Below are 25,685 nucleotides of genomic sequence, written 5' to 3' on the forward strand. Positions count from 1 at the left end.
AGTCCGCGTCAGAGCCGAACGGGGTGCCCGTCCTCATGCAGGGACTGCTTGACCTCCGCGATCGTCAGATCGCCGAAGTGGAAGACGCTGGCCGCCAGCACCGCGTCGGCTCCGGCCGTGACCGCCGGGGCGAAGTCGGCGAGCTTGCCCGCGCCGCCACTGGCAATGACCGGGACGGAGACGGCCTTGCGCACCGCGGTGATCATCTCCAGGTCGTAGCCGTCCTTGGTGCCGTCGGCGTCCATCGAGTTCAGCAGGATCTCGCCGGCACCGAGCTCGGCGGCCCGGGTCGCCCACTCGACGGCGTCGATGCCGGTGCCGGTGCGCCCGCCGTGCGTGGTGACCTCGAAGCCGGACGCCGTGGACCCGGCCTCGGTCCCTTCCGGAACCCGCCGCGCGTCCACGGACAGCACCAGCACCTGGCGGCCGAAGCGCTGCGCGATCTCGCGGATCAGCTCCGGCCGGGCGATGGCGGCGGTGTTGACGCCGACCTTGTCCGCGCCCGCGCGCAGCAGCTTGTCCACGTCGTCGACGGTGCGGACGCCGCCGCCGACCGTCAGCGGGATGAAGACCTGCTCCGCCGTGCGGCGCACGATGTCGTAGGTGGTCTCCCGGTCGCCCGAGGAGGCGGTGATGTCCAGGAACGTCAGTTCGTCGGCTCCCTGGGCGTCGTAGAGCTTGGCCAGCTCGACCGGGTCGCCCGCGTCGCGCAGGTTCTGGAAGTTGACGCCCTTGACCACCCGACCGGCGTCGACGTCCAGGCAGGGGATCACGCGGACCGCGAGGGTCATCTGGGAAGCTCCAAGTTCTTCTTGTAGGCGTCGACCTCGACCTCCACGGACATCCGCGAGTCGAGCAGCGCGTTGACGACGACCATCGTGCAGGCGGGACGGACCTCGGCGAGGATCTCGCGATGCGCCCGGCCGACCTCGTCGGTGTCACGCGCGTGGGTGACGTACAGGCGGGTGCGGACCACGTCCGCCTTGCCGAGGCCGAAGCGGGAGAGCGCGTCCAGGGCCACGCCGAAGGCGGCCACGGTCTGGTCGTAGGGGGATCCCTCGAACCGGACCGAGCCGTCGTCCCAGGCGGTGCAGCCCGAGACGAAGACGAAATCCCCTGCGGCGACGGCGCGTGCGAAGCCGTACTGCTCCTCCCAGGGGGAGTAACCGCCCACGTGCCGTCGATCCTGCGTCATCCCGCGACCTCCATCGGTGTCAGGACACTGCTGCGAGAGCCTCTTCGAGCGTGAACGCCTGCGCGTAGAGGGCCTTGCCCACGATGGCCCCCTCCACACCTTCGGGCACCAGCGTCGCGATGTCACGCAGGTCCTGCAGCGAGGACACGCCGCCGGAGGCGACGACGGCCCGGTCGGTGGCGGCGCAGACGTTGCGCAGCAGCTGGAGGTTGGGGCCGGTCAGCGTGCCGTCCTTGTCCACGTCGGTGACGACGTAGCGGGCGCAGCCCTCGGCGTCCAGGCGGGCCAGCGCCTCGTAGAGGTCGCCGCCCTCGCTGGTCCAGCCGCGGCCGCGCAGCGTGGTGCCGACCACGTCGAGGCCGACGGCGATCCTGTCGCCGTACTCCGCGATGACCTTGGCGACCCACTCCGGGGACTCCAGCGCGGCGGTGCCGAGGTTCACTCGGGCGCAGCCGGTGGCCAGCGCGGCGCGCAGCGACTCGTCGTCCCGGATGCCGCCGGAGAGCTCGACCTTGACGTCGAGTCGGCCGGTGACCTCGGCCAGCATCGCGCGGTTGTCGCCGGTGCCGAAGGCGGCGTCCAGGTCGACCAGGTGGATCCACTCGGCCCCGGCCTGCTGCCAGGCGAGCGCGGCGGCAAGCGGCTCTCCGTAGGAGGTCTCCGAGCCGGACGCGCCCTTGACCAGGCGGACCGCCTGGCCGTCGCGGACGTCGACGGCAGGGAGGAGGGTCAACTTGTTGGTGGTCACAGCGTGTCGATCCAGTTCTTGAGCAGGGCGGCGCCGGCGTCGCCGGACTTCTCGGGGTGGAACTGCGTGGCGGAGAGCGGGCCGTTCTCCACGGCGGCGACGAACGGCTCGCCGTGCTCGGCCCAGGTGACCAGCGGCGGGCGCAGCTGCTCGATCGGCGACAGCTCCCAGTGGCGCACGCCGTAGGAGTGCACGAAGTAGTAGCGGGCCTCCGCCGGCAGGCCGGCGAAGAGCCGGGAGCCCTCGGCCGGCTTGACGGTGTTCCAGCCCATGTGCGGCACGACGGGCGCGCGCAGCGGCTCGACCGTGCCGGGCCACTCGTCGCAGCCCTCGGTCTCGATGCCGTGCTCGACGCCGCGGGCGAAGAGGATCTGCATCCCCACGCAGATCCCGAGCACCGGGCGGCCACCGGCCAGGCGGCGGCCGATGATCCGGTCCCCCTTGACGGCCTTGAGGCCGTCCATGCAGGCGGCGAAGGCGCCCACACCGGGCACCAGCAGGCCGTCGGCGGCAAGGGCCTCGTCGAAGTCGGAGGTGATCACGGCCTCCGCACCGACGCGCTCCAGGGCGCGCTGGGCGGAGCGGACGTTGCCGGAGCCGTAGTCGAGGACGACCACGCTCTTGGCGGTCATGGCAGGGGTCCCTTCCGGGTCAGATGCGCATTCAGATGCGCATGAAGCCTGCGGCCAGGCTCATGACGGCGCAGACGAGCAGCAGCACGATGACGCCCTTGGGAAGCTTCTGCTTCCAGAACGAGTAGGCGCCGCCGCCCAGGAACAGTCCGAGGAAGACGAGAAGAAACGAAACCGTGCTCACAACGCACCCTTGGTCGACGGGATGATGCCCGCCGCGCGGGGGTCCAGCTCGGACGCGTAGCGCAGTGCGCGCGCCAGCGCCTTGAACTGGGCCTCGACGATGTGGTGGGCGTTACGCCCATACGGTACGTGGACGTGGAGCGCGACCTGCGCCTGGGCCACGAAGGACTCCAGGATGTGCCGGGTCATGGTGGTGTCGTAGGAGCCGATCATGGGGGCCATGCCCTCGGGCTCGTGGTGCACCAGGTACGGACGGCCGGACAGGTCGACGGTGACCTGCGCAAGGGACTCGTCCAGCGGCACGGACGCGTCGGCGAAGCGGCGGATGCCGACCTTGTCGCCGAGCGCCTGGCGGAACGCGGCACCCAGCGCCAGCGAGGTGTCCTCGATGGTGTGGTGGGTGTCGATGTGCAGGTCGCCGTCGGTCTTCACGGTGAGGTCGAAGAAGCCGTGGCGGCCGAGCTGGTCGAGCATGTGGTCGTAGAAGCCGACGCCGGTTGCGATGTCGGTCTTACCGGAGCCGTCCAGGTCTATCTCGACCTTGACGGAGGTCTCCTTGGTGGTGCGCTCGACGCGGCCGATGCGGTGCTGGTCGCTGTGGGACATGGTTAGCGGTTCTCCAGAGAGGAGGCGCGCGCGGAGCGCGACGTTGAAAGGGTGGCGGCGGGGAGGGCTGCGCGGACGGCGTCGAGGAAGGCGTCGTTCTCGGCCGGGGTGCCCGCCGTGACCCGCAGCCGTCCGGGCACGCCGTTGTCGCGCACCAGCACGCCCTGATCCAGGATCGCCTGCCAGATGGCGTGGGTGTCCTCGAAGCGGCCGAACTGGACGAAGTTGGCGTCGGAGTCGGTGACCTCCAAGCCCATCGCGCGCAGTTCGGTGACGATGCGGTCCCGCTCGGCCTTGAGCCGGTCGACGTAGCCGAGCAGGACGTCGGTGAACTCCAGCGCGGCCAGCGCCGTCGCCTGGGTCACCGCGGAGAGGTGGTACGGGAGCCGGACCAGCTGGACCGCGTCGACCACGGCGGGTGCGGCGGCCAGGTAGCCGAGGCGCAGCCCGGCCGCGCCGAAGGCCTTGGACATGGTCCGGGTGACCACCAGCAGCGGGCGGCCTTCGAGGAGCGGCAGCAGCGAGGGCCGGTGCGAGAACTCGACGTAGGCCTCGTCGACGATCACCAGCGTCGGCTTGACGGCCTGGGCGGCGTCGTAGAGCCGCTCCACCGTCTCGCGGGCGACGGCGGTGCCGGTCGGGTTGTTGGGCGAGCAGACGAAGAGCACGTCCGGTCGGTCGGCGGCGAGCACCGCCTCGGCGGACACGACGTCGATGGTGAAGTCCGGGTTGCGCGGGCCCTCGATCCAGTCGGTGCCGGTACCGCGCGAGATCAGGTCGTGCATCTGGTAGGTCGGCGCGAAACCGAGCGCGGTGCGCCCGGGGCCGCCGAAGGTCTGCAGCAGCTGCTGGATGATCTCGTTGGAGCCGTTGGCGGCCCACACCTGCTCGGTGCTGACGGTGTGTCCGGTGGAGGCGGACAGGTAGCCGGCCAGCGCGGTGCGCAGCTCGACGGCGTCGCGGTCCGGGTAGCGGTTGAGGTCGCGGGCGGCCCCGGCGACGCGCTCCGCGATCCGGGCGACCAACGCGTCCGGGAGGGAGTACGGGTTCTCGTTGGTGTTGAGCAGCACGGGCACGTGCAACTGCGGTGCGCCGTAGGGGGACTTGCCCTTGAGCTCGTCGCGGATGGGCAGGTCGTCGATGTCCCTGATGTCACTCACTGATTGGGTACCGTCCAGTCGAAGCGGGCCCGGATCGCGTCACCGTGGCCCGGCAGGTCCTCTGCGTTGGCGAGCGTGACCACATGTCCGGCCACCTCGGCCAGCGCGTCGCGGTCGTAACTCACCACATGGATGCCACGCAGGAAGGACTGGACGGAGAGTCCCGAGGAGTGGCAGGCACATCCGCCGGTCGGCAGGACGTGGTTGGAACCGGCCGCGTAGTCGCCCAACGAGACGGGCGCGTACGGGCCGACGAAGACCGCGCCCGCGTTGACCACGCGTGCGGCGACCGCCTCGGCGTCGGCGGTCTGGATCTCCAGGTGCTCGGCGCCGTAGGCGTTGACCACCTCGAGGCCCTGCTGCAGGTCGCGGACCAGCACGATGCCGGACTGCGGGCCACCGAGCGCGGTGGTGATGCGCTCACTGTGCTTGGTCGCCTCGACCTGTCCGGGCAGCTCGCGCTCGACGGCCTCGGCCAGCGGGACCGAGTCGGTCACCAGGATCGAGGCGGCCATCGGGTCGTGCTCCGCCTGGCTGATCAGGTCGGCGGCCACGTGGCGGGCGTCGGCGGTCGCGTCGGCGAGGACCACGATCTCCGTCGGCCCGGCCTCGGCGTCGATGCCGATCCGGCCCTTGAGCAGGCGCTTGGCGGCGGCGACCCAGATGTTGCCCGGTCCGGTGACCAGGTTGACCGGACGGCACTCCCCCGCCCCGAAGGCGAACATGGCGATCGCCTGGGCGCCGCCGACGGCGTAGACCTCGTCCACGCCGAGCAGCGCGCACGCCGCCAGGATGGTCGGGTGCGGCAGGCCCCCGAACTCCTTCTGCGGCGGGGAGGTCACAGCCAGCGAGCCGACGCCCGCCTCCTGGGCCGGGACGACGTTCATGACGACGGACGACGGGTAGACGGCCAGACCGCCCGGCACGTAGAGGCCGACGCGCTCGACCGGGACCCAGCGCTCGGTGACCGAGCCGCCGGGGACGACCTGGGTGGTGTGATCGGTGCGGCGCTGCTCGCGGTGGACCAGGCGGGCGCGGCGGATCGACTCCTCCAGCGCGGCCCGGACGGCGGGGTCGAGCGTCGTAAGGGCGGCGGTGATGGCCGCCTTCGGGACGCGGATGTCGGTCAGTCGAACCCCGTCGAAACGCTCCGTGATCTCGATCAGCGCTTCGACGCCACGATGATGGACGTCCTCGCAGATCGGCCGCACCTTCGCCAGGGCGGCCTCGACGTCGAGCTCGGCGCGCGGCAGCAGGCCGCCGCGCGGGTCTTCGGTGGAGCCTCGGAGGTCGATTCGCGAAATCACGCTGTCAAGTCTAGAGAACGGAAGAAACGGACGTGCTCCCGTATCACTCTCTGATACCCGCGGTGAGACGGGCGGTGACCTTGTACGACGGGCCCCGGACCCGTTCGGCCGCGCCGGACTCGCTGCGGAGCCCCGGGCGCGTCAGCGTGGGAGAGGTTCCCAGGCCCACGGAGGGCGGCACAACCGACCGTGGGCCGGGACCCTGCGAGCGCCCGTACCGGAGAGCTGCCCCGAGCGCGACCCGGTACGGGCACCGCGAGGCCGTGCGCGACCGCCTGCGCATGGGTGCGCATCACTGCGCGGCGACGGGCTTCGATGCGCAGAGCTGCACGCCGACTCGGGAGTAGCCCGTAATCTTGCGCACGTGACGGAACGGCTGCCCCTCTTCCCGCTGGGTTCGGTGCTCTACCCAGGCCTGGTGCTCCCCCTGCACGTCTTCGAGGAGCGCTACCGGAGGCTGATGGCCGATCTGACGGCGGGACCGGAGCCGCACCGCTTCGGCGTCGTGGCGATCCGCGACGGGCGCGAGGTCGCCCCGACCGGTGCGGACGCCGTGTCTCCGGCCCTGGCGGGCCTCGGTCCCGACCCGCACCGGGCGCTGTTCGAGATGGGCTGCGTCGCCGAGATCGCGCAGTTGCAGCCGCACGCCGACGGCCGGTTCGAGCTGCTGGCGACGGGGACCACCCGTTTCCGCATCCTGTCCATCGACGCGACCGGCCCGTACCTGACCGCCGAGGTCGAGACGGTCGAGGAGCAGACCGGCCCGGAGGCGAAGGTGCTGGCCGCCGGCGTGGAGCGGGTCTTCCGCGCCTACCAGAAGCGCCTGGCGGGCGCGCGCGAGAGCAGCGTCTCCGGCGCGCAGGAGCTGCCGGACGACCCGACCGTCCTCTCCTACCTGGTCGCGGCCGCGTCCGTGCTGGACACCCACGACAAGCAGCAGCTGCTGGCCGCCGAGACGGCGAGCGACCGGCTCCGCGCCGAACTGCGCCTGCTGCGCCGCGAGGCGGCGGTCCTGGCCAAGCTCCCCTCCCTCCCGGCGGTGGAGCTGACCCGGCAGGCCTTCAACCCGAACTGACGCCGGCTCAGGTGGGCGCAGACAGATCCGACGCACCGAGGGCGGGCATGGCGAAGAAGGCGAAGGGCGGTCAGGGCACCCCGGCGACGGTGGCCCTGGACCGGGCCGGTGTGACGTACTCGGTCCACGCCTACGCGCACGACCCGTCCGCCGACTCCTACGGCGGCGAGGCCGCCGAGGCCCTCGGCGTGTCGCCCGACCGGGTCTTCAAGACCCTGGTCGCGGAGGTCGACGGCGCGCTGGTGGTGGGCGTCGTGCCGGTGGCCGGGCAGCTCGACCTCAAGGCGCTCGCCGCCGCCGTCGGCGGCAAGCGCGCGTCGATGGCCGACCCGGCCGCGGCCGAACGCAGCAGCGGCTACGTCCGCGGCGGCATCTCGCCGCTCGGGCAGCGCAGGCCGCTGCGTACCGTCCTGGACGCGACCGCGCTGGACCACCCGACGGTCTTCGTCTCGGCCGGGCGCCGCGGCCTGGAGGTCGAGCTCCCGGCCCAGGCCCTCGCCGACCTCACCGGCGGGCTCTTCGCCCCGATCGGACGCGCCTGAAGGTCCGGGCTCAGGACACCGTGACCTGGACCGGCGACGTCGTCACCGGCTCCGACCAGTACTTGCCCTGGTAGACCCAGGCATAGGTGCCGGTGCCGGTGACCTTCACCGACGCGGACATGTAGCCCTGGCTGTCCGTTGTGGTCGTTTTCACGGTCTGCCACGTCGAGCCGCCCTGCGGCTTGAAGCAGAGCAAGACCGGCTGGCCGGTGTTGGGCACCCACAGCTGCGTCTGCCAGTCGGGCTGCTGCAACTGGCCCTCGATGTCGATCGGCTGGCCCGTGGTGGCGGTCGGCGGGACGCCGGTGATGACGGCCGAGGCGGACTTCCTGATGAAGAAGTCGCCCGCCGTGTCCGACTCGAAGTGGTCGCCGTCGTTGGCGTTGGCCGTGGCCTCCACGTGCCACTGACCTGCCATGTCGTCGAAGAGCTGCTGCTTGGTGATGTCGACCGAGACGGTCCCGGTGCAGACCGAGACCTCCTTGCTCTTCGCCACGCAGGTCGTCGACGAGGGCCGGAGCACGCCGTAGTTGCCGCCCCAAATCCCGATCTTGTCGACGGACTTGATCCCCGACTTGTCCTTCGCCGTGACCGCGAAGGTGAAGCTCGTCCGGTCCGTCGGTCCGAGCACCACCGGCTTCCCGCCGTTGACCTCGACGGAGACAATCCGAGTGTCCCCGCTGGTCTGCTTCTGCCCGATCGAGGGCAGCACTATCCCGCCCACCGCGAGCACTCCGGACACCACCAGGAGCACGGACCTTCTGCGCATCTTCCTCTTCCAAACAGCTCGACCGGCCCCCATTGTCCCCGAACGGGAGAAGGAACCGTCCACCCCTGCCGACATGACCGCCCGCCTCCGGCGTAGGCTTTCCGTCGGCCCGCATCACCAACCAAGCGCATCACCAACCAAGCGCAGCACCAGCCAAGCGCAGCGCCGGCCAACCGCAGCGCCAGCCGCAGCACAGAGAGACCCAGGGCCGTTGAGGGAGCACGTGAACACGGTGGCAACACCGCAGGCGACGCCGCTCGGCACGGCCACACCCTGCTGCTCGGTGCGGGACCTGGTGAAGACGTACCGGGTGGGCCGGGGCGCGAACGCCACCGAGGTCCGCGCCAATGCCGGGATCTCGCTGGAGATCCGCCGCGGCGAGGTCTTCGGCCTGCTGGGCCCCAACGGCGCGGGCAAGTCGACGCTGGTCCGCCAGCTCACCGGGCTGCTGCGCCCGGACTCCGGCTCCATCGAGATCCTCGGCCACGACATCGTGCGCCACCCCGACCGCGCCGCGCGCCTGCTCGCCTACCTCGGCCAGGAGTCGACCGCGCTCGACGAGCTGACCGTCCACCTGGCGATCGAGACCACCGCCCGGCTGCGCGGCCTGGGCAGCGCCGACGCCCGGCGGGCCACCGCCGACGTGATCGACGAACTGGCCCTCGGCCCGATCGCCACCCGTCCGCTGGCCAAGCTCTCCGGCGGCCAGCGCCGCCTCGCCTGCTTCGGCGCGGCGCTCGCCGGTGCGCGCCCGTTGCTGGTGCTGGACGAGCCGACCACCGGGATGGACCCGATCGCCCGCCGCGCCGTCTGGTCCGCCGTCGACCGGCGACGCGCCGCCGACGGCACCACGGTGCTGCTGGTCACCCACAACGTCATCGAGGCGGAGACAGTGCTCGACCGCGTCGCCGTGGTCGACGAGGGCCGGATCATCGCGTGCGACACCCCCGGCGGCCTCAAGGCGATGGTCGACGGCGACGTCCGGCTCGACCTGGTATGGCGCGACGAGGCCCCCGCCGACCTGCCCGTCGTCGCCGAGCTGTCCCGTCGGGCCGCCGTCAAGGGCCGCCGCTGGACCGTCCGTACCGACCCGGACGACGCCCGCGAGCTGGTCGCCCAGGTGACCGGCGGCCCGGCCTTCGCCGCGCTGGACGACTTCTCGCTCAGCACGCCCAGTCTCGAGGACGTCTACCTGCTGCTCGGCGGCCGACACGAGGGGTTCGAGAAGTGAGCGCCACCATCGTTCCCGAGGTCGCCGCGGCTGACACCGCCGTCGCGGGCCCCGCCGACACCGCGTTCCCGCTCGCGCCGCGCGCCTCCGCGCTGCCCGCGCTGAACGCGGTCTACCGGGCTCAGCTCTCGCGGGCCAAGGTGGCCCGGATCCCGCTGATGTTCGTGGCGACCTTCCAGTCGCTGGGCATCCTGATCATGATGCGCGGCGTCGTCGGCGCACACGACACCGAGGCCGCGCAGGACGTGGTGGCCGGGTCCGCGGTGCTCGTGGTCGCCTTCGTGGCGCTCAACCTGCTGTCGCAGTACTTCGGCAGGCTGCGCGCGACCGGCGGCCTGGACCACTACGCGACGCTCCCGGTCCCGGCCGCGTCGGTGGTGCTCGGAACGGCGGCGGCCTACGCGTCCTTCACCGTGCCCGGGACGGTGGTCACCGCAGCCGTCGGCTGCGCGATGTTCCAACTGCCCTGGGTGCACGTGTGGATCGTGCTGGCGGTGATCCCGCTGGCGGGCGCGGCGCTGGCCGGAGTCGGCGCGGCGTGCGGGCTGCTCGCCCCGAAGCAGGAGATCGCCACCCTGCTCGGCCAGCTCGGCATGTCCGCCGCGCTGCTGCTCGGCGTGCTGCCCGCGAGCCACCTGCCGGAGGCGATCCAGTGGCTGCGCGACCTGCTCCCCTCCACCTACGGCGTCGAGGCCCTCGCCCGGAGCTTCGCGGCACGCCCGGACTGGACGGCGGTCGTCGTCGACCTGGTCGTCTGCGGCCTGGTCGGGGTCCTCTCGCTGACCGTCTCCACCTGGGCCTACCGCAAGGCCGCGACCCGGGCGTGAGTCAGGGGCCCGTCCGCACGGCCCCGCCCGTCAAAGTCCTGTTCTCCGAGGGTCCGTTCTCCAAGGTCCCGTTCGCGCGACGGGCGAGCGGACGTGCGACCATGTCCCGGTGACCGCACCCAACGCCCCTGAGACGCCCCAGGGTCCCCACCCGCAGTCGGCCGGTCCGGTCGAACCGCCCACGCAGTGGACCCTGCCCGCCGAGCCGGCCAAGCCACCGCGCGAGATCAAGCGGGAGATCCTGATCGGCGTCGCCCTCGTGCTGGGCTCGGCCCTGGTCGGGCTGCTCTTCGGGCTGCTGTGGCACACCTTCGCCCCCAAGGTCCCGCTCTACTCCGACGGCAGCGCCGTCTACCTGCGCGACCCCGAGGGCGAGCAGCAGATCGCCGGGGACGGCACGTTCGCGATCATCGGGGCCTGCTTCGGCATCGCGGCCGGGGTGATCGCGTACCTGGTCACCCGGAAGCGCCACGGCGGGATCGGTGTGCCGATCGGGCTGACGCTGGGCGGGCTGGCGGCAAGTTGGATCGCCTGGCAACTGGGTATCCATCTCGACAGCAAGTCGATCATCGCTCTGGCCCAGTCCACCAAGATCGGCCAGAACTTCCCGCGCCCGCTGGCGCTGGGGGCGAAGTCCACCCTGGTGGTCTGGCCGATGGCGGCCCTGCTGACCCTGGTGGCCGCCACCTCCCTCTTCACGCCCCGTGACGGGCACCCCGAGGCGGAAGCGGCCGACAGCGCCCCCGCCCGCTCGCAGCCGGAGGAGTAACCGAAACGGACCGGTTCCCCAGCCTCGACGAGATCGGCAAGGCAGCACGCGACCTGGCGGCCCGGCATCCGGACCGCTGTCGCCTGCTCACCGTCGGACGGTCCCGCGCCGGTCAGCCGCTCGAACTCCTGACGGTCGGCGACGCGCCCCGGCGCGCTCTCGTCGTCGCCGGAGCGCATGCAAACGAATGCGTCGGCGGCGCCACCGTGCTGGAGCTGGCCCGACGCGTGCTCGCCGAACCCGCGGAGCAGGACGGGATCGGCTGGGACTTCCTGCTCTGCCTGGACCCCGACGGCGCCCGCCTGGTCGACTGCGCGGGACAGGAGCCGCAGGACCTGCTCACGCATCTCCGGGGCTTCTACCGCCCGGCGGGCGAGGAGCAGCCGGAGTGGGCACCGTCCGTCGGCGCGGCCCTGCCGGAGAGCGAGGCGCTGCTCCGCGTGATCGAGGAGCGGCACCCGTTCCTGCAGTGCTCCCTGCACGGCACGGACGTGGGCGGCACGTTCGTGCAGAGCACACGTCATCTGCCGGGCCTGGAGCGGACGCTGGCCGCGAGCGCGACGGAGTTCGGCATCCCCGTCGAGGACGGGCCGTACGACGCGTTCTACTGGCCCTCGCCCGCGCCCGGCGTCTTCGTCATGCCACCCGACAACCGGCGCACCCACACCCACGCCAGTTCCCGCGAGCTGGGCACCACGACCTGGCACGCGCCCACCCACTACGGCGGCGAGACGGTCATCGTCGAGGTCCCGCTGTGGACCAGCACGTGCCTCGCCGACACCACGCCCTGCCCTGACCCCGGCCCCGCGCTCACGGCCGCGGCCGACCGCCTGCGCGCCCGCGCGCACCTGCTCTCCGGGCTCCTGGCGCGGCTGCGGGATCGGGGCCCGCTGACGCGCGGCGCCCGCTCAGCGCTGGGCGCGTGCGCGCCGCTGGCGGACGAGTGGGATCCGCGCGTCTCCCTCCCGGGCAGCCCGGAGCTGCCGCCCGTGCTCAGCGGCGGACGCGTGGCGTCGCTCGAACTCTGGTCCCACCGCATCCCGCTGCGCGCGGCGGCGATGCTCCGCCGCTGCGCGGACGCGCCCTCGGACGCGGAGCTGCGCAACCGCCTCGACGGCCTCCTCCGCGCGTGGTGCGCGGAGTACGCGGCGCGGTTCGACCCGCGCTGGCTCCCGATCGACCGTCAGGTGGAGCACCAGCTCCGGTTGGTGCGGTCAGCAACGAGCCTGGCGGCAGCCGGACTCAGACGCTGACTTTCCGGAGCGAGGGAGATGGCACCGTCAGGGGCGAGAGGCAACTTCCCCGCCTGCTGCTCCGCCTGCTTCTCCGCCTGCCCAGGGCTCAGCTACACCGCTGCCCAGGCACCGGCCCCGAGCATGCCCTTGATGTCGCTCGCGAAGCCGTTGTCCGGGTCCACCAGGAAGCCCAGTTCGAAGAGCACGTTGCGGGTGTGACCCTCCATCATCAGGCGGACCGGGACGTCGCCGGGGTGCGCCTTCAGCGCGCGCTTCAGCTCTGCGATCAGCTGGGCGTTGATCTTCCGCTCGTGGATGCTGAGTTGGACCGGCGGCTTGCCGCCGTGCTCCGCCGAGGAGATGTCGAGCATCTGCATCTCCGAGCCGAAGATGCTCAGCGCGCCGTCCCGCTCGTTGAGCCGGCCCTTGACCGCGACGACGTTGTCCTCCACCAGCATCTCGCTGAGCAGCATGTACGTCTTCGGGAAGCACAGCACCTCGACCGAGCCGTCACGGTCGGCGAGCGTGATCAGCGCCCACGCGTTGCCCGCCTTGTTGATCCGGCGGTCCACCGACGTGATCAGGCCGGACAGCTTGACCTCGCCCTCGGTCCGGCCGGACCCCAGCAGCTCCGCGATCGACGTGTCGCGGTTGCGCGCGAGGATGTGCTCGGCGCCGTCCAGCGGGTGGCTGGAGACGTACAGGCCGAGCATCTCGCGCTCGGTCGAGAGCAGGTGCTTGCGCGGCCACTCCTTCTCGTCGAGGACGAAGTCCAGCCCGATGGTCGGGGTGTCGTTGCCGTCGTCGATCGCGCCGAAAAGGTCGTCCTGACCGATCGCCGCCTGCTTCTTGACGCCGATGACGGCGTCGATCGCGTTCTCCGCGACGGCGACCAGGCCCCGCCGGGTGTGGCTCAGCGAGTCGAAAGCACCGGCCTTGATCAGCGAGTCGACGGCGCGCTTGTTGCAGACCGGCAGTTCGACCTTGTCCAGGAAGTCCGCGAAGGTGACGTACTTGCCCTTGGTCTTTCGGGTCTCGACCAGTGAGTCGATGACGTTCTCACCGACGTTGCGGATGGCCTTGAGCCCGAAGCGGACGTCCTCGCCGACGGCGGTGAAGTCGGTGACGGACTCGTTGATGTCCGGCGAGAGCACGCGGATCCCCTGGGCGCGCGCGTCGGCCAGGTAGATCGCCATCTTGTCCTTGTCGTCGCCGACGGACGTGAGCAGCGCGGCCATGTACTCGGCCGGGTAGTTGGCCTTGAGGTATGCGGTCCAGTAGGAGACCAGCCCGTACGCGGCGGAGTGCGACTTGTTGAAGGCGTAGCCGGCGAACGGGACCAGCACGTCCCACACCGCCTGGATCGCCTCGTCCGAGTAGCCGCGCTCCTTGCAGCCCGCGTGGAAGGGGACGAACTCCTTCTCCAGGACCTCCTTCTTCTTCTTGCCCATGGCGCGGCGGAGCAGGTCGGCCTGTCCGAGGCTGTAGCCGGCCAGGGTCTGCGCGGCTCGCTGCACCTGCTCCTGATAGACGATCAGACCGTAGGTGGGGCCGAGGACGTCCTTGAGCGGCTCCTCCAACTCCGGGTGGATCGGGGTGATCTCCTGCTGGCCGTTCTTGCGCAGGGCGTAGTTGGTGTGCGAGTTCATGCCCATCGGGCCGGGCCGGTACAGCGCCGAGACGGCGGAGATGTCGGCGAACTCGGTGGGCTTCATCAGCCGCAGCAGCGCGCGCATGGGACCACCGTCGAGCTGGAACACTCCCAGGGTGTCGCCGCGCTGGAGCAGTTGGAAGGTGACCGGGTCGTCCAGCGGGATCTCGTCGCAGTCGACGTCGATGCCCCGGTTGGCCTTGACGATCTTGATGCAGTGATCAATGATGCCCAGGTTCCGCAGACCCAGGAAGTCCATCTTGATCAGGCCCATGCTTTCGCACGAGGGGTAGTCGAAGCCGGTGATGATCGTGCCGTCCTTGTCCCGCATGTGCAGCGGGATCAGGTCGAGCAGCGGGGTGGAGGAGAGGATCACGGCGCAGGCGTGCACACCGGTCGTGCGGATCAGGCCCTCGATGCCCATGCCGGTGTCGATGATCTTCTTGACGTCCGGCTCGTTGTCGTAGAGGGCGCGGATCTCGGTGCCCTCGTTGTAGCGCGAGTGCGAGGAGTCGAAGAGGTCCTTGAGCGGGATGCCCTTGCCCATCACGTCCGGCGGCATCGCCTTGGTGATCTTGTCGCCCATGGCGAAGGGGTAGCCGAGGATGCGCGAGGAGTCCTTGACGGCGGCCTTGGCCTTGATGGTGCCGAAGGTGTTGACCTGGGCGGTGTACGCGGCGCCGTACTTCTCGCTGACGTAGCGCACCATCTGGTCGCGCTGGCGGTCGTCGAAGTCGATGTCGACATCCGGCGGGTTGATGCGCTCGGGGTTGAGGAAGCGCTCGAACAGCAGATCGTGCTCGATCGGATCGAGCTGGGTGATGCCGGTGAGGTAGGCGATCATCGAGCCTGCGGCCGATCCACGACCCGGGCCGACGGGGATGCCGTTGTCGCGGGCGTGCTGGCAGATGTCCGCGACCACGAGGAAGTAGCTGGAGAAGCCCATCGGGTCGATGACGGACATCTCGAGCTCGATCCGGTCGAGCACGTCCTGGCCCGGGTTGTCGCCGAAGCGCCGCTGGAGGCCCTCACCGATCTTCTGGCGCAGGTAGCTGACCTGCGTCTCGCCCTCGGGCACGTCGAACTGCGGCATCCGGTCGACGAAGTCGAAGACCTCGTCGTACGGCTCGATCATCTCCTCGACCCGGAGAGTGTTGTCGCACGCCTCCGGCAGCTCGGCGAAGAGGGCGCGCATCTCCTCGGCAGTCTTGAGGTAGTAGCCGGAGCCGTTGAACTTGAAGCGGTTCGGGTCGTCCTTGTTCTTGCCGACGCCGATGCAGAGCAGGTTGTCGTGCGCGTCCGCCTGGTCGGCGGTGACGTAGTGCGAGTCGTTGGTGGCCAGCAGCGGGATGTCCAGCTCCTTGGCCAGACGGAGCAGGTCCAGGCGGACGTCGCGCTCGATGTCGAGCCCGTGGTCCATCAGCTCAAGGAAGTAGTTCTGCTTGCCGAAGATGTCCTGGTACGCGCCGGCGGCCTTGACGGCCTCCTCGTACTGGCCGAGCCGCAGCCGGGTCTGCACCTCGCCGGAGGGGCAGCCGGTGGTGGCGATGATGCCCTCGGCGTGCTGGGAGATCAGCTCGCGGTCCATGCGGGGCTTCATGTAGTAGCCCTCGATGGAGGCGAGGGAACTCAGCCGGAACAGGTTCCGCAGGCCGCGCACGTTCTTGGCCCACATCGTCATGTGGGTGTAGCGGCCACCGCCGGAGACGTCCTTGCCGCCCTCACCGCTGGAGTCGCCACCGGCCATCCGGCCGCCCTGCTGACCCCAGAAGGTCTGCTTCTTGTGGGTGCGACTGCCGGGCGCGACGTAGGCCTCGATGCCGATGATCGGCTTGACCGGGTGCTTCTTCGCGATCTGGAAGAACTCGTACGCACCGAACATGTTCCCGTGGTCGGACATCGCGATCGCGGGCATGCCCTGTCGCTCGACCTCGGCGAACATCCTGCCGTTCTTCGCGGCCCCGTCCAACATCGAGAACTCAGTGTGAACATGCAGATGAACGAAGCTGCCAGCCACTGTCGCAGGGCCCCCTCTGAGCGCAGTGATTACATGGGAACCATCGCAACCCTATGGACATCCAAGATCGAGTTCAAGCTGACGGAGTGTCGCCCGTCCAGCGTGTCAGACTGATCGAATTGTCCCATTTGCGACTCTGCCCCGAGGGACCATGGACCTGAAGGTGCTCAGCCAGCTGATCGCCGTGGCGCTGACCATCGGCCTCACCCTGCTCATCGGCTGGGTGGCCGACAAAGCGCTCCAGCGGATCGCCGCGCGCCACCCCGAGACGACCGTCTGGCCGATGCTGCGGCGCTGCCGCATCCCCCTGCAGTTCGTCGTCTGCCTCGGCCTGCTGCTCGCCAACGCGCCGCTCGCGCAGCTGTTCAAGACCTACGCCGCGGACGTGCGGCAAGGACTACTGCTCGCGCTGATCGCGTCGGTCGGCTGGCTGGTGAACCGCGTGCTGGCCGCCGTCCTGTCGGCGGTCTTCGCCCGATACCGCGAGGTCGCCGACGACCCCTCCCGGGTCCAGCGGGTCCGCACGCAGGTCAACCTGCTGCGCCGGGCGACCGGCGCGCTGGTGGGGCTGATCACGGTCGGCGCGATGCTGCTGACCTTCCCCGAGATGCGCGCCCTCGGCGCCTCGCTGCTCGCCTCGGCGGGCGTGATCGGCATCGTCGCCGGAATCGCGGCGCAGAACACGTTGGGCAACTTCTTCTCCGGCCTGGTCATCGCCTTCGGCGACCTGGTCCGCATCGGCGACACCGTGGTGGTCGAGCAACAGCAGGGCACGGTCGAGGAGATCACCCTCGCCTACCTCGTGGTCCGCCTCTGGGACCAGCGGCGGCTGGTCGTCCCGGTCTCGTACTTCGTCAGTCGCCCGTTCGAGAACTGGACCCGCGCCGACCCGCACACCACCGGCTCGATCCTGCTCCACCTCGACCACACCACCCCGGTCCCGGAGTTGCGCGAGGAGTTCCGCAAGCTGCTGGTCGGCAGCAAGGAGTGGGACGGCCGCGACTGGGGGCTGGTCGTCTTCGACAGCACGCCGTCCACGATCGTGGTCCGCGCGACCATGACCGCGCGCAACCCCGACGACGCCTTCACCCTCAAGTGCCGCGCCCGCGAGGAACTGCTCGCCTGGATCCGCGACAAGCACCCCGGTGCGCTCCCGCGCGTGCGCACGGGCCAGTAGCGGCGAGTGACAGCGACAACGCGCCGCGGACGGGCACACTTTCGGGTGAGACCTCCATCGACCACCTCGATCTGTCAGTGCCGGGCGTTAGGTTCCTTGCTGTACGAAGCAACGCACACGGGCCAACCGATCGGGGGGAAGGCATGGCGTTGATGACTGCCGCCTAACAACCGATTCAGGGTTTCCGCGCGGAACTGAGCGAAGGCAAGGGCACCCTGTTCACGAACCCGGAGCACGGCGACTACCAGACTGCCACCCGCGCGAGCTTCGGCAAGCCCATCGACCTGCCCGAGCCCCTCGGCTTCACGCTCGGGACGAAGCGCTTCATCTGACGGTCCGTCGGTTCGCGAGCATCACACCCGCCGCGACGAGCGCCGTGCCGACGAGGACGGGCAGGGTCAGCGGCTCGCCGAGCAGGGGGACGGCGGCTGCGGCCGTCAGGACGGGGCTGAGGCTGCCGACGGTGGTGCAGCGTTCGGGGCCGAGGCGGCGGATCGCGGTGGCGTAGAAGAGGCCGGAGCAGATGCCCGTGCCGATGCCCTGGACGAGCAGGAAGACGAGCACGTCGCGCGGGGCGGCGTGGGAGGCCTGGGTGAGCAGCGTGCTAGGCAGCACGCCGGCCAGGGCCAGCAGCGCGATGACAACGACGGTCGGGACGCAGAGCAGGCCCATCGACGCTACGGGGTCGAGCGAGATCTCCCGGAGCCCCACGGTGTAGACGGCCCAGAGCCCGCTGGCGAGCAGCAACAGGCCGACCCCGCCGAGGGTCTGGCCACCGCCGCCCACCAGGTCCGGCCCGACCAGGGCGAGTGCGCCCAGGCCGATGAGCGCAAGGCCCGCGCCCTGCAACCCGCGCGGGACTCGCCCGCTGCGGGCGGCCAGCGCGGCGACGAAGAGCGGGACCATGCCCGGCACCAGCGCGCCGACGAACGCCGCCGAGGTGAGCGCTCCACCGCAGGTCACCGCCAGATAGAACGGGACGCCGCCACCGAGGACGATCTTCGCGACGGGCGCCCAGCGCAGGCCCGCCGCCCGCGTGAACTGCGCGCGGCGACGCCACAACGCCGGCGCGAACACCAGCGCCGGGAGTCCGAAGCGGATCAGCGCCGCGTCCGCCGGTCGCAGCGTGGACGAGGCCAACGCCCGGTCGCTGAGCGCGAACGCGCTCCAGAGGCAGACCGTCGCCACCAACGCGGTGACGCCGAGCGGATCGGCCACCCGCCGCCCGGCGGGGCGCGGGGCCGAGGCATCGACAGTGGGGACGGCCGGGGTGGTGGTGAGAGACAAAACGGCACGACTCCACTGGATGCCGAAGCTATGGGAACATCGGCAATGCTATGGCGACAAGCGGGGCATGCGATTGCTAAAAATGTCTCCAGAGACCTGCCAAGAGGCAGAATCTGCTACAGGACCTGCCCCGAGGAGGCACGAACCCCATGGACACCGTCGACCGGGCGATCATCCGCGAGCTGCAACAGGACGGCCGCCTGACCAACCAGGAGCTCGCCGACCGCGTCCGGCTCTCCCCCTCCCCCTGCCTGCGCCGCGTGCGCCGGCTCGAGGAGTCGGGGGTGATCGAGGGCTACACGGCCCTGGTCGACCAGTCCGTCTTCGGCCTGCCGGTCACCGCCTTCGTCCGGATCCGGCTGGAACGCCACACCGCGGCGAGCGTCGAGGCCTTCGAGGAGCACGTCCAGCTGATCGACCACATCCAGGACTGCTACCTGATGGCGGGCAGCACCGACTACCTCCTCCGCATCGTCGTCGAGGACCTCCAGGCGTACGAACGCCTGGTCCGCACCCGCCTGCACGCGATCCCGGGCATCGCCTCCATCGAGTCCGAGTTCGCCTTCGGCAGCGTCAAGCACACCCGCGTCTTCCCGCAGCCGGTCCCCTCCCGCACGCCGACGGCGGATTGAACCCGGAGGCCCTCCAACGCCGAAGCCCCGCCCCGGCCCTGGGCGAACCAGAGCGGACGGGACGGGGCTTCAGCAGGCGTTGACGGTGCGTCAGGCGCGGCGCCTGATCGCGTACCAGCCGATGGTGAGGGCCGCCGCGACCGGGATGATGAGGAGGACGGTCCAGCGGCCGACGCTGCCGCCCTGGGCGCCCATCTCGACGACCACGAAGACCAGGAAGGCGATCGTGACGATCTCGACCCAGGGCGAGCCGCCGAGGCGGTAGGACGGGCGTTGGGCGTGGCCCGCCTTGGCGCGGCGGACGAAGAGGGCGTGGCAGATCATGATCATGACCCAGGTGGAGATCACGCCCAGCGAGGCGATGTTGACCACGATGTCGAAGGCCTCGCCCGGCAGCCAGGCGTTGAGAACGACGCCGATCAGGGCGAAGCCCGCCGTGAAGAGAATGCCGCCGTAGGGGACCGCCCGAGCGCTCATCGTGCCGGTGAACTTGGGCGCGGAACCGGCAGCGGAGAGCGAGCGCAGGATGCGACCGGTGGAGTACAGACCGGAGTTGAGGCTGGACATCGCCGCCGTCAGCACGACCGCGTTCATGATGCCGCCGATGGCCGGGACGCCCATCTTGGAGAAGACCGTGACGAACGGGCTCTCGCCCGCGTGGTAGGCCGACCACGGCAGCAGCATCACCAGGAGCACCACCGAGCCCACATAGAAGAGCGCGATACGCCAGGTGATCGAGTTGATCGCCTTCGGCACCACCTTCGCCGGTTCGGCCGTCTCGCCGGCCGTGATGCCGACCATCTCGATGGCCGCGTAGGCGAAGACCACGCCCTGGAGCACGATGATCATCTGCGCCACACCGTGCGGAAACCAGCCGCCGTTGTCGCTGATCATGTGGAGACCGGGCGTCTGCCCGCCGATCTTGTGCTGCGTGGCCAACAGCACGATGCCCACGATCAGGAAGAGCACGATCGCCGCGACCTTGATGATCGCGAACCAGAACTCCATCTCGCCGAAGAGCCGCACCGAGATCAGATTGATCGAGACGACGACGGCCAACGCGATCAGGGCGAGCAGCCACTGGGGCACGGAGCTGAACGCGCCCCAGTAGTGCACGTAGAGCGCGACGGCGGTGATATCCGCCATACCGGTCGTCGCCCAGTTGAGCACGTACATCCAGCCGGCGACGTAGGCGCCCTTCTCGCCGAGGAACTCCCGCGCGTAGCTGACGAACGAGCCGGACGAGGGCCGGTACAGCACCAGCTCCCCCAGGGCGCGCACGACCAGGAAGGCGAAGACGCCCGCGATCGCGTAGGAGATCGCCAGGGACGGCCCGGCGATGGCCAGCCTGCCGCCCGCACCGAGGAAGAGGCCGGTGCCGATCGCGCCGCCGATGGCGATCATGCTGATATGACGCGGCGCCAGCGTCTTCGCATAACCGGTGTCGCCGGAGTCGTCCAGATCGATCGTGCCGTTCAGTTGCTGGACCGCCGGGGTGGTGGCTTCGTTGGTCACTTCGGTGCGGCCTTTCAAGGTGAGTTGCGGTTGTCCCGTCGCGGGCAGGCTGACGGGACTCAGGTGGTGCCAGGGGCAGGGTGGGTCAGTTCGGCTCCGGCGGGCTCAGCGGGACAGGCGGGACAGGCGGGTCGGGAAGGTCAAGTGGCTCTCGGGTGGGGTCAACGCTCGCTGCGCAGGTCGAGTTGGCGGATGACGCGGTCGACCAGCTCCGGGTCCGCGCCCGGTTCCATCCGGGCGACCTGCATCTCCTCGCGGGAGGCGGCGAGCATCTCGCCCTCGGCATGGCGGAGCGCCTTGACGACGCGGACCCGGCGCTTCCACCCCTCGCGCTGCTGGTCGTCGTAGATGTCGGGACGACTGCGTGCCAGGCGGTCGATCTGACGCTGCTTCAGCCGGTCGACCAGCTCCTCGGGCAGGTCCTCGGCCTGGGAGAGCTCCTTGAGCCGCATCAGTCCGGCGCGGCTGGCCCGGTACCAGAGGCGGCGCTCCTCGTGGTCCTCGGCATCCTGGTCACGGCCCAGGCCGAGCCAACGGACCACCAGCGGCAGCGTCATGCCCTGGAAGAGCAGGGTGAAGATGACCACCGAGAAGGCGATGAAGACGATCTCGTTGCGCAGCGGGAACTCCTTCCCGCCGTGCACGGTGAACGGGACGGCCAGCGCCAGCGCGACCGAGGCCACCCCGCGCATGCCCGACCACCACAGCACCACCGACTCGCGCCAGCCGAGCGGAGCGGCGTCCTCGCGGCGGCCCATCCGTCGGTCCAGCCAGGCCGTGAACCAGGCCCCCGGCAGCAGCCAGATCAGCCGGACTCCGACCACGACCACGATGACCAGCGCCGCGTCGCCCAGCATCGAGGGCCAGCCGCTGCCGACCTCCTTCAGCACGCTGGACCACTCCAGCCCGATCAGCCCGAAGGCGATGCCGGAGATCAGCAGCTCGACCACGTCCCAGAAGGCCGAGCCGACAAGCCGGAAGCTGACGTCGTCCGCGCCGACCGCATGGTCGTTGATCCAGAGCGAGCAGACCAGCACCGCCAGCACGCCGGAGCCGTGCAGGCGGTCGGCCAACACGTAGGCCGCGAACGGCACCAGCATGCTGAGCGCCACCTGCAGCGTGGCGTCGCTGAGGAGCCCCATCGCCTTGCCGCTCAGCCAGCCGATGCCGATGCCGAAGACGACGGCGAGCACCGCCGAGAGCAGCAGCCGCCACACCGCCTCCGGCGTGGAGAACTCCCCGGAGACCACGGCCTCGATGGCCAGACCGTAGACGACCAGTGCGGTGACGTCGTTGAAGAGGCCCTCGGTCTCCAGAATGCCCATCAGCCGGCGCGGCAGTCCGACGCTCTGGGCGACCGCCCCGGCCGCGATCGGGTCAGGCGGGGAGATCAGCGCGCCGAGCGCGACCGCCGCGGCGACCGGCATCACCGGGGTGATGAAGTGCATGGCTGCCGCGACCGCCACTGTGGTGACCACCACAAGCGCGACCGCGAGCAGCAGGATGACCCGGTAGTTCTGCCGGAAGTAGCGCGTGGTGGAGCGCTGCGCCGCCGCATAGATGAGCGGTGGCAGCACCAACGGCAGGATCAGGTCGGGCTCCAGACTGACGTTCGGGACGAACGGCAGCACGGCCAGCACGAAGCCGATGATGGTCATCAGTACGGGCTGCGGGACCCGGATCCGCTCGGCGAGCGGGGTGGTGATGATGGCGCAGAGGAAGACCGTGAAGAGAAGGATCAGTTGCGCCACACGGCTATCTTGCCAGACGTTTCGTCATACTCCGGTGCGGAATGCCAGCATCCGGATACACGTCGCCAAAAGCGACATACCCGAGCTTCTCATAGAACCCGAGGGCAGCGACCTGTGCGTGCAACTCCAGCTCCACGCCCCCTCGCTCACGGCCCGCGTCCTCGATCGCGCGAACCAGCGCGGCACCCAGGCCGGTGCCGCGGACGCGCTTGCTGACCGCGAGCCGGCCCAACAGGACAACGCCGTCGCGGCCGGTCTCGGCCAGGGCCTCCGCGCCGTGGATCAGCCGTCCGGTGCCGACCGGTGTGCCGTCGGCGGTGCGCGCCAGCAGGTGGACGGAGGTGGCGTCGAGCTCGTCGTACTCCAGCTCCACGGGGACGTTCTGCTCCTCGACGAAGACCTCGAGGCGGACCGCGCGGACGTCGGCCATGTCGGCCTCGGTCGCTACGGTGATCACCACGTCCTCGTGTGTCTCAGCTCTCCGCACTGATGATCTCCAGGGCGTGGGCGAGGTCCGCCGGGTAGTCGCTGGTGAACTCGACCCACTCGCCGGTCCCCGGGTGCTCGAACCCGAGCGAGACCGCGTGCAGCCACTGGCGGGACAGGCCGAGGCGCTTGGCCAGGGTCGGGTCGGCGCCGTAGGTGATGTCGCCGACGCAGGGGTGCCGCAGCGCGGACATGTGCACCCGGATCTGGTGGGTGCGTCCGGTCTCCAGCTTGATGTCGAGCAGCGACGCGGCGCGGTAGGCCTCGATCAGGTCGTAGTGGGTGACCGAGGGCTTGCCGTCCGCGACCACGGCCCACTTCCAGTCGTGGCTGGGGTGGCGGTCGATCGGCGCGTCGATGGTGCCGGACATGGGGTCCGGGTGGCCCTGGACCAGGGCGTTGTAGCGCTTCTCCGGGACCCGGTCGCGGAACTGCTGCTTGAGCGAGGTGTAGGCGTGCTCGGACTTGGCGACGACCATCAGTCCGGAGGTGCCGACGTCGAGGCGGTGGACCACGCCCTGGCGCTCGGCCGCGCCGGAGGTGGAGATCCGGTAGCCGGCTCCGGCCAGACCGCCGATCACGGTGGGCCCGGTCCAGCCCGGGCTCGGGTGCGCGGCGACGCCGACGGGCTTGTCGACCAGGACGAAGTGCTCGTCGTCGTAGACGATCTTCATGTCGTCGATCTTCTCGGCCACGATCTGCACCGGCGCGGGCGGAGCGGGGATCTCGACCTCGAGCCAGGATCCTGCGGTCACGCGGTCGGACTTGCCGACGACCGCGCCGTCCATGGTGACCTTGCCCTCGGCGGCCAGCTCGGCAGCCTTGGTGCGGGAGAAGCCGAGCATCCGGGCGATGGCGGCGTCGACGCGCTCTCCTTCCAGGCCGTCGGGCACGGGCAGGGCGCGGATCTGGGGAACGGTGCTCACCGTAATGAGTATGCCGGACCGCGGACCGTGCCCCCGCCCGGCCGTGGACAGCGGCAGGGCGCTTCGTCGTTCCGGCTGCTTCGTTCCCGCTTCGTTCGGTCTCCATGTCGCTACATGGCGCTACTTGTCGCGCTGGACGCTGCCGTCCGGGTTGGTGCCCAGGAAGGAGAGCAGCACGACCAGGATTCCGCCGCAGACGATGGCCGAGTCGGCCAGGTTGAAGACGGCGAAGTGCTTGACCGAGATGAAGTCGACGACCTCGCCCCGGAAGAGACCCGGCGAGCGGAAGATCCGGTCGGTCAGGTTGCCGAAGGCCCCGCCCAGCAGGAGGCCGAGCGCGACGGCCCACGGCAGGCTGTAGAGCTTGCGGGCCAGACGGATGATCACCACGATGACGGTGGCCGCGATCAGGGTGAAGACGATGGTCATCGCCTGTCCCATGCCGAAGGCGGCACCGGCGTTCCGGATCACGTCGAGCTGCACCCAGTCGCCGATCAGCTGGATGGCGTTCTGGTGCTCCAGCTTGGCCACGACCAGCAGCTTGCTACCCAGGTCGAGCAGGTAGGCCAGCAGGGCGACCGCGAGCAGGATGCCGATCCGGCGCTTCCTGGGCTTCGCCGCCGCAACCGATTCGGCCGACTCGGCCGAATCGGTGGCCTCCGTGCTTTCGGACCCCGCAGCCTCGGACGCTGCAGCCTCGGACTCGACGGCTGCGGGAACGTCGGCCTCGGTGTTCTGGTGACCGTGGGTACTGATGATGCGCTCCGCGTGACCGTGATCCAGTGAGGCTTTCGCCGTCGAGGGTACGGCACTGAGCCGTCCAGACGTGGCACGGGCCGCGCCGGTTTTGCGCTGTCGGAGGCTGCCGGAAACCGTCGGAAGCCGTCCGAAACCGGCTCAGTACTCGGTACCGGCGTCGTGCTCAGTACCGGCGTTCCTGCTTCTGCTTGCACTCCACACAGAGCGTGGCGCGCGGGAAGGCCTGCACCCGGGCCTTGCCGATCGCCTTGCCGCAGGACTCGCAGAGCCCGAACGAGGCGCTGGCGATGCGCAGCAGCGCCCGCTCGGTCTGCGCCAGCATGTCCCGGGCGTTGGCGGCCAGGGACAGTTCGTGCTCGCGCGAGATGTTCTTGGTGCCCGCGTCCACCTGGTCGTCGCCCGCGCCGTCGCCGGAGTCGCGCATCAGGCCGCTGACAGCCTCCTCCGAGGTGGTGATCTCGGCGCGCAGCTCGGCCGCCTCGGCGTCGAGCTCCTTCTGCAGCTCGAGGACCTCCTCGGCGGTCCACGGGTCCTCTCCCGGGCGGACCGGGAGGGAGGCCGGGTCCAGACGAGCGCCTGTGGCCTGGTGGGTCCGGGCAGCAGCCGTGGTCTTGTTGCGCGTCACGATGCTCTCCCCCGGGTCGCCCACGGACACTCCGGCGCGGCGACGCGCGCCTGCTCCGCTCCTTGCCTTGTCCGCCATTCCCTCGACCCCTTCGTGCATGACTGGCCGGCTGTCTTGGTGCCGGAACGATAATGCGTGGCGAATGCCATCACAACGGGACATACCGGAGTTTGCCCCACCACTCGTCCGGCTGCACCAGCGGAACTCCGTCGTGCATCCCTGCTGCGCATCCCGCTGTGCAACTACTGAGACGAGTGGACGAAGGAAGTTGTGCCCAGAACGTGACCCGCTAATCGCCATGCGTGTTCGTTACCGGCGCGTCACTCTGTCGGGGGCGCACGCCCCGCCGCGCGGAATACGCGCGAAATCCCGGCTCCGATCCCTATAGACTGGGCTGCAGCAAGGCGTGGATGGGGACGAGTACCGCCGCACGCAGCCACGAGAGACCCGGGGACGGTGGAAGCCCGGGGGTGTGCGCAGCGGGAAGATCACCCCGGAGCCGCCGGAGGAAAGGCAGCACGTCATTCCGGGTGATGCCCGGGTGGTGACGCTCGCCGAGTAAAGCCGGCCGCTGACCCCA

25 protein-coding genes are annotated in these 25,685 nt (G+C 70.3%); 8 read left to right on the plus strand and 17 right to left on the minus strand.

Translation table 11 applies throughout. From position 1 onward, the window contains the following. Positions 1–8: 8 nt before the first annotated feature. Genes hisF through hisD form a run of 8 tightly spaced genes read right to left on the minus strand, consistent with a single transcriptional unit; the run spans position 9 to position 5,831 of the window. Positions 9–791 carry an imidazole glycerol phosphate synthase subunit HisF gene (gene hisF, locus ABH940_RS02515; RefSeq protein WP_370064581.1) on the minus strand — a complete coding sequence of 261 codons (783 nt, stop codon included), beginning with the start codon at positions 789–791 and terminating at the stop codon, positions 9–11. Further along, positions 788–1,195, minus strand: a complete 408-nt coding sequence (locus ABH940_RS02520; RefSeq protein ID WP_370064583.1) for a RidA family protein — start codon at positions 1,193–1,195, stop codon at positions 788–790. Before ABH940_RS02520 ends, hisF begins: the two co-directional genes overlap by 4 nt. Before the next feature lie 19 nt (positions 1,196–1,214). Continuing rightward, positions 1,215–1,943, minus strand: a complete 729-nt coding sequence (gene priA, locus ABH940_RS02525; protein ID WP_370064585.1) for a bifunctional 1-(5-phosphoribosyl)-5-((5-phosphoribosylamino)methylideneamino)imidazole-4-carboxamide isomerase/phosphoribosylanthranilate isomerase PriA — start codon at positions 1,941–1,943, stop codon at positions 1,215–1,217. Continuing rightward, positions 1,940–2,575, minus strand: coding sequence for an imidazole glycerol phosphate synthase subunit HisH (hisH, locus tag ABH940_RS02530; protein WP_370104086.1), 636 nt, complete (start codon positions 2,573–2,575; stop codon positions 1,940–1,942). The genes priA and hisH overlap by 4 nt, the downstream gene beginning before the upstream one ends. A 31-nt stretch (positions 2,576–2,606) precedes the next feature. Next, positions 2,607–2,759 (minus strand): hypothetical protein, encoded by a 153-nt coding sequence (locus ABH940_RS02535; RefSeq protein WP_370064589.1) that lies wholly within the window; start codon positions 2,757–2,759, stop codon positions 2,607–2,609. Next, a complete protein-coding gene (gene hisB, locus ABH940_RS02540) occupies positions 2,756–3,364 on the minus strand; it encodes an imidazoleglycerol-phosphate dehydratase HisB (RefSeq protein ID WP_370064591.1) in 609 nt (202 codons plus the stop codon). Before hisB ends, ABH940_RS02535 begins: the two co-directional genes overlap by 4 nt. A gap of 2 nt (positions 3,365–3,366) precedes the next feature. Further along, a complete protein-coding gene (locus ABH940_RS02545) occupies positions 3,367–4,515 on the minus strand; it encodes a histidinol-phosphate transaminase (RefSeq protein WP_370065004.1) in 1,149 nt (382 codons plus the stop codon). A 5-nt stretch (positions 4,516–4,520) separates the two neighbouring features. After that, positions 4,521–5,831, minus strand: a complete 1,311-nt coding sequence (gene hisD / locus ABH940_RS02550) for a histidinol dehydrogenase (RefSeq protein ID WP_370104088.1) — start codon at positions 5,829–5,831, stop codon at positions 4,521–4,523. A 364-nt stretch (positions 5,832–6,195) separates the two neighbouring features. On the opposite strand from hisD, the gene ABH940_RS02555 reads away from it, so the two are divergent. Together ABH940_RS02555 and ybaK are read left to right on the plus strand one after the other, a co-directional pair. Continuing rightward, the gene (locus ABH940_RS02555; RefSeq protein WP_370064595.1) at positions 6,196–6,906 is read left to right on the plus strand and encodes an LON peptidase substrate-binding domain-containing protein; all 711 of its coding nucleotides are present in this window, start codon (positions 6,196–6,198) and stop codon (positions 6,904–6,906) included. 47 nt (positions 6,907–6,953) lie between these two features. Next, positions 6,954–7,448, plus strand: coding sequence for a Cys-tRNA(Pro) deacylase (gene ybaK, locus ABH940_RS02560; RefSeq protein ID WP_370104090.1), 495 nt, complete (start codon positions 6,954–6,956; stop codon positions 7,446–7,448). A 10-nt stretch (positions 7,449–7,458) separates the two neighbouring features. Here the strand turns inward: ybaK and ABH940_RS02565 are convergent, their stop codons facing one another. Beyond that, positions 7,459–8,217 (minus strand): hypothetical protein, encoded by a 759-nt coding sequence (locus ABH940_RS02565; RefSeq protein ID WP_370064599.1) that lies wholly within the window; start codon positions 8,215–8,217, stop codon positions 7,459–7,461. 232 nt (positions 8,218–8,449) lie between these two features. On the opposite strand from ABH940_RS02565, the gene ABH940_RS02570 reads away from it, so the two are divergent. From ABH940_RS02570 to ABH940_RS02585, 4 genes are all read left to right on the plus strand, one after another. After that, positions 8,450–9,448 carry an ABC transporter ATP-binding protein gene (locus ABH940_RS02570; protein ID WP_370064601.1) on the plus strand — a complete coding sequence of 333 codons (999 nt, stop codon included), beginning with the start codon at positions 8,450–8,452 and terminating at the stop codon, positions 9,446–9,448. Positions 9,449–9,456: 8 nt separating this feature from the next. Then, positions 9,457–10,275: an ABC transporter permease gene (locus ABH940_RS02575; protein WP_370065006.1), complete on the plus strand. Its 819-nt coding sequence runs from the start codon at positions 9,457–9,459 to the stop codon at positions 10,273–10,275. 109 nt (positions 10,276–10,384) lie between these two features. After that, positions 10,385–11,044, plus strand: a complete 660-nt coding sequence (locus ABH940_RS02580) for a hypothetical protein (RefSeq protein WP_370064603.1) — start codon at positions 10,385–10,387, stop codon at positions 11,042–11,044. Between the two features lie 53 nt (positions 11,045–11,097). Continuing rightward, positions 11,098–12,297: a M14 family zinc carboxypeptidase gene (locus ABH940_RS02585; RefSeq protein WP_370065008.1), complete on the plus strand. Its 1,200-nt coding sequence runs from the start codon at positions 11,098–11,100 to the stop codon at positions 12,295–12,297. A gap of 92 nt (positions 12,298–12,389) precedes the next feature. On the opposite strand, the gene dnaE is transcribed toward ABH940_RS02585, so the two are convergent. Further along, the gene (gene dnaE / locus ABH940_RS02590) at positions 12,390–15,947 is read right to left on the minus strand and encodes a DNA polymerase III subunit alpha (RefSeq protein ID WP_370064605.1); all 3,558 of its coding nucleotides are present in this window, start codon (positions 15,945–15,947) and stop codon (positions 12,390–12,392) included. Between the two features lie 151 nt (positions 15,948–16,098). On the opposite strand from dnaE, the gene ABH940_RS02595 reads away from it, so the two are divergent. Next, complete coding sequence (locus tag ABH940_RS02595) at positions 16,099–17,124, plus strand: mechanosensitive ion channel family protein (protein ID WP_370104092.1); 1,026 nt, start codon at positions 16,099–16,101, stop codon at positions 17,122–17,124. A gap of 324 nt (positions 17,125–17,448) precedes the next feature. Here ABH940_RS02595 and ABH940_RS02600 read toward each other — a convergent pair whose 3' ends face one another. Further along, a complete protein-coding gene (locus ABH940_RS02600; RefSeq protein WP_370064610.1) occupies positions 17,449–18,411 on the minus strand; it encodes a DMT family transporter in 963 nt (320 codons plus the stop codon). A 149-nt stretch (positions 18,412–18,560) separates the two neighbouring features. Between ABH940_RS02600 and ABH940_RS02605 the strand changes: the two genes are divergently transcribed. Continuing rightward, complete coding sequence (locus tag ABH940_RS02605) at positions 18,561–19,043, plus strand: Lrp/AsnC family transcriptional regulator (RefSeq protein ID WP_370104094.1); 483 nt, start codon at positions 18,561–18,563, stop codon at positions 19,041–19,043. 90 nt (positions 19,044–19,133) lie between these two features. On the opposite strand, the gene ABH940_RS02610 is transcribed toward ABH940_RS02605, so the two are convergent. The 6 genes from ABH940_RS02610 to ABH940_RS02635 all read right to left on the minus strand — a co-directional run bounded on the left by ABH940_RS02610 (position 19,134) and on the right by ABH940_RS02635 (position 25,105). Continuing rightward, positions 19,134–20,558 (minus strand): amino acid permease, encoded by a 1,425-nt coding sequence (locus ABH940_RS02610; protein ID WP_370064614.1) that lies wholly within the window; start codon positions 20,556–20,558, stop codon positions 19,134–19,136. Between the two features lie 161 nt (positions 20,559–20,719). Further along, entirely contained in the window at positions 20,720–22,309 is a 1,590-nt protein-coding gene (locus ABH940_RS02615) for a Na+/H+ antiporter (protein ID WP_370064616.1), read from the minus strand. A gap of 4 nt (positions 22,310–22,313) precedes the next feature. Beyond that, positions 22,314–22,739 carry a GNAT family N-acetyltransferase gene (locus ABH940_RS02620; protein WP_370065010.1) on the minus strand — a complete coding sequence of 142 codons (426 nt, stop codon included), beginning with the start codon at positions 22,737–22,739 and terminating at the stop codon, positions 22,314–22,316. Between the two features lie 43 nt (positions 22,740–22,782). Further along, positions 22,783–23,721: an RluA family pseudouridine synthase gene (locus ABH940_RS02625; RefSeq protein ID WP_370064618.1), complete on the minus strand. Its 939-nt coding sequence runs from the start codon at positions 23,719–23,721 to the stop codon at positions 22,783–22,785. Positions 23,722–23,841: 120 nt separating this feature from the next. Continuing rightward, entirely contained in the window at positions 23,842–24,480 is a 639-nt protein-coding gene (gene lspA, locus ABH940_RS02630) for a signal peptidase II (RefSeq protein ID WP_370065012.1), read from the minus strand. 163 nt (positions 24,481–24,643) lie between these two features. Next, complete coding sequence (locus ABH940_RS02635) at positions 24,644–25,105, minus strand: TraR/DksA family transcriptional regulator (RefSeq protein ID WP_370064620.1); 462 nt, start codon at positions 25,103–25,105, stop codon at positions 24,644–24,646. Between the last annotated feature and the right edge of the window lie 580 nt (positions 25,106–25,685).

Origin of the sequence: Streptacidiphilus sp. BW17 (genome assembly GCF_041262485.1) — a bacterium.
In the GTDB taxonomy this organism is placed as follows: Bacteria; Actinomycetota; Actinomycetes; order Streptomycetales; family Streptomycetaceae; genus Streptacidiphilus.

Bases quoted from the DNA above. Each gene is read 5' to 3' on its own strand.
- hisF (WP_370064581.1), bottom strand. From the start codon at position 791: ATGACCCTCGCGGTCCGCGTGATCCCCTGCCTGGACGTCGACGCCGGT.
- ABH940_RS02520 (WP_370064583.1), bottom strand. From the start codon at position 1,195: ATGACGCAGGATCGACGGCACGTGGGCGGTTACTCCCCCTGGGAGGAG.
- hisH (WP_370104086.1), bottom strand. From the start codon at position 2,575: ATGACCGCCAAGAGCGTGGTCGTCCTCGACTACGGCTCCGGCAACGTC.
- hisB (WP_370064591.1), bottom strand. From the start codon at position 3,364: ATGTCCCACAGCGACCAGCACCGCATCGGCCGCGTCGAGCGCACCACC.
- ybaK (WP_370104090.1), top strand. From the start codon at position 6,954: ATGGCGAAGAAGGCGAAGGGCGGTCAGGGCACCCCGGCGACGGTGGCC.
- ABH940_RS02565 (WP_370064599.1), bottom strand. From the start codon at position 8,217: ATGCGCAGAAGGTCCGTGCTCCTGGTGGTGTCCGGAGTGCTCGCGGTG.
- ABH940_RS02595 (WP_370104092.1), top strand. From the start codon at position 16,099: ATGGACCTGAAGGTGCTCAGCCAGCTGATCGCCGTGGCGCTGACCATC.
- ABH940_RS02605 (WP_370104094.1), top strand. From the start codon at position 18,561: ATGGACACCGTCGACCGGGCGATCATCCGCGAGCTGCAACAGGACGGC.
- ABH940_RS02620 (WP_370065010.1), bottom strand. From the start codon at position 22,739: ATGGCCGACGTCCGCGCGGTCCGCCTCGAGGTCTTCGTCGAGGAGCAG.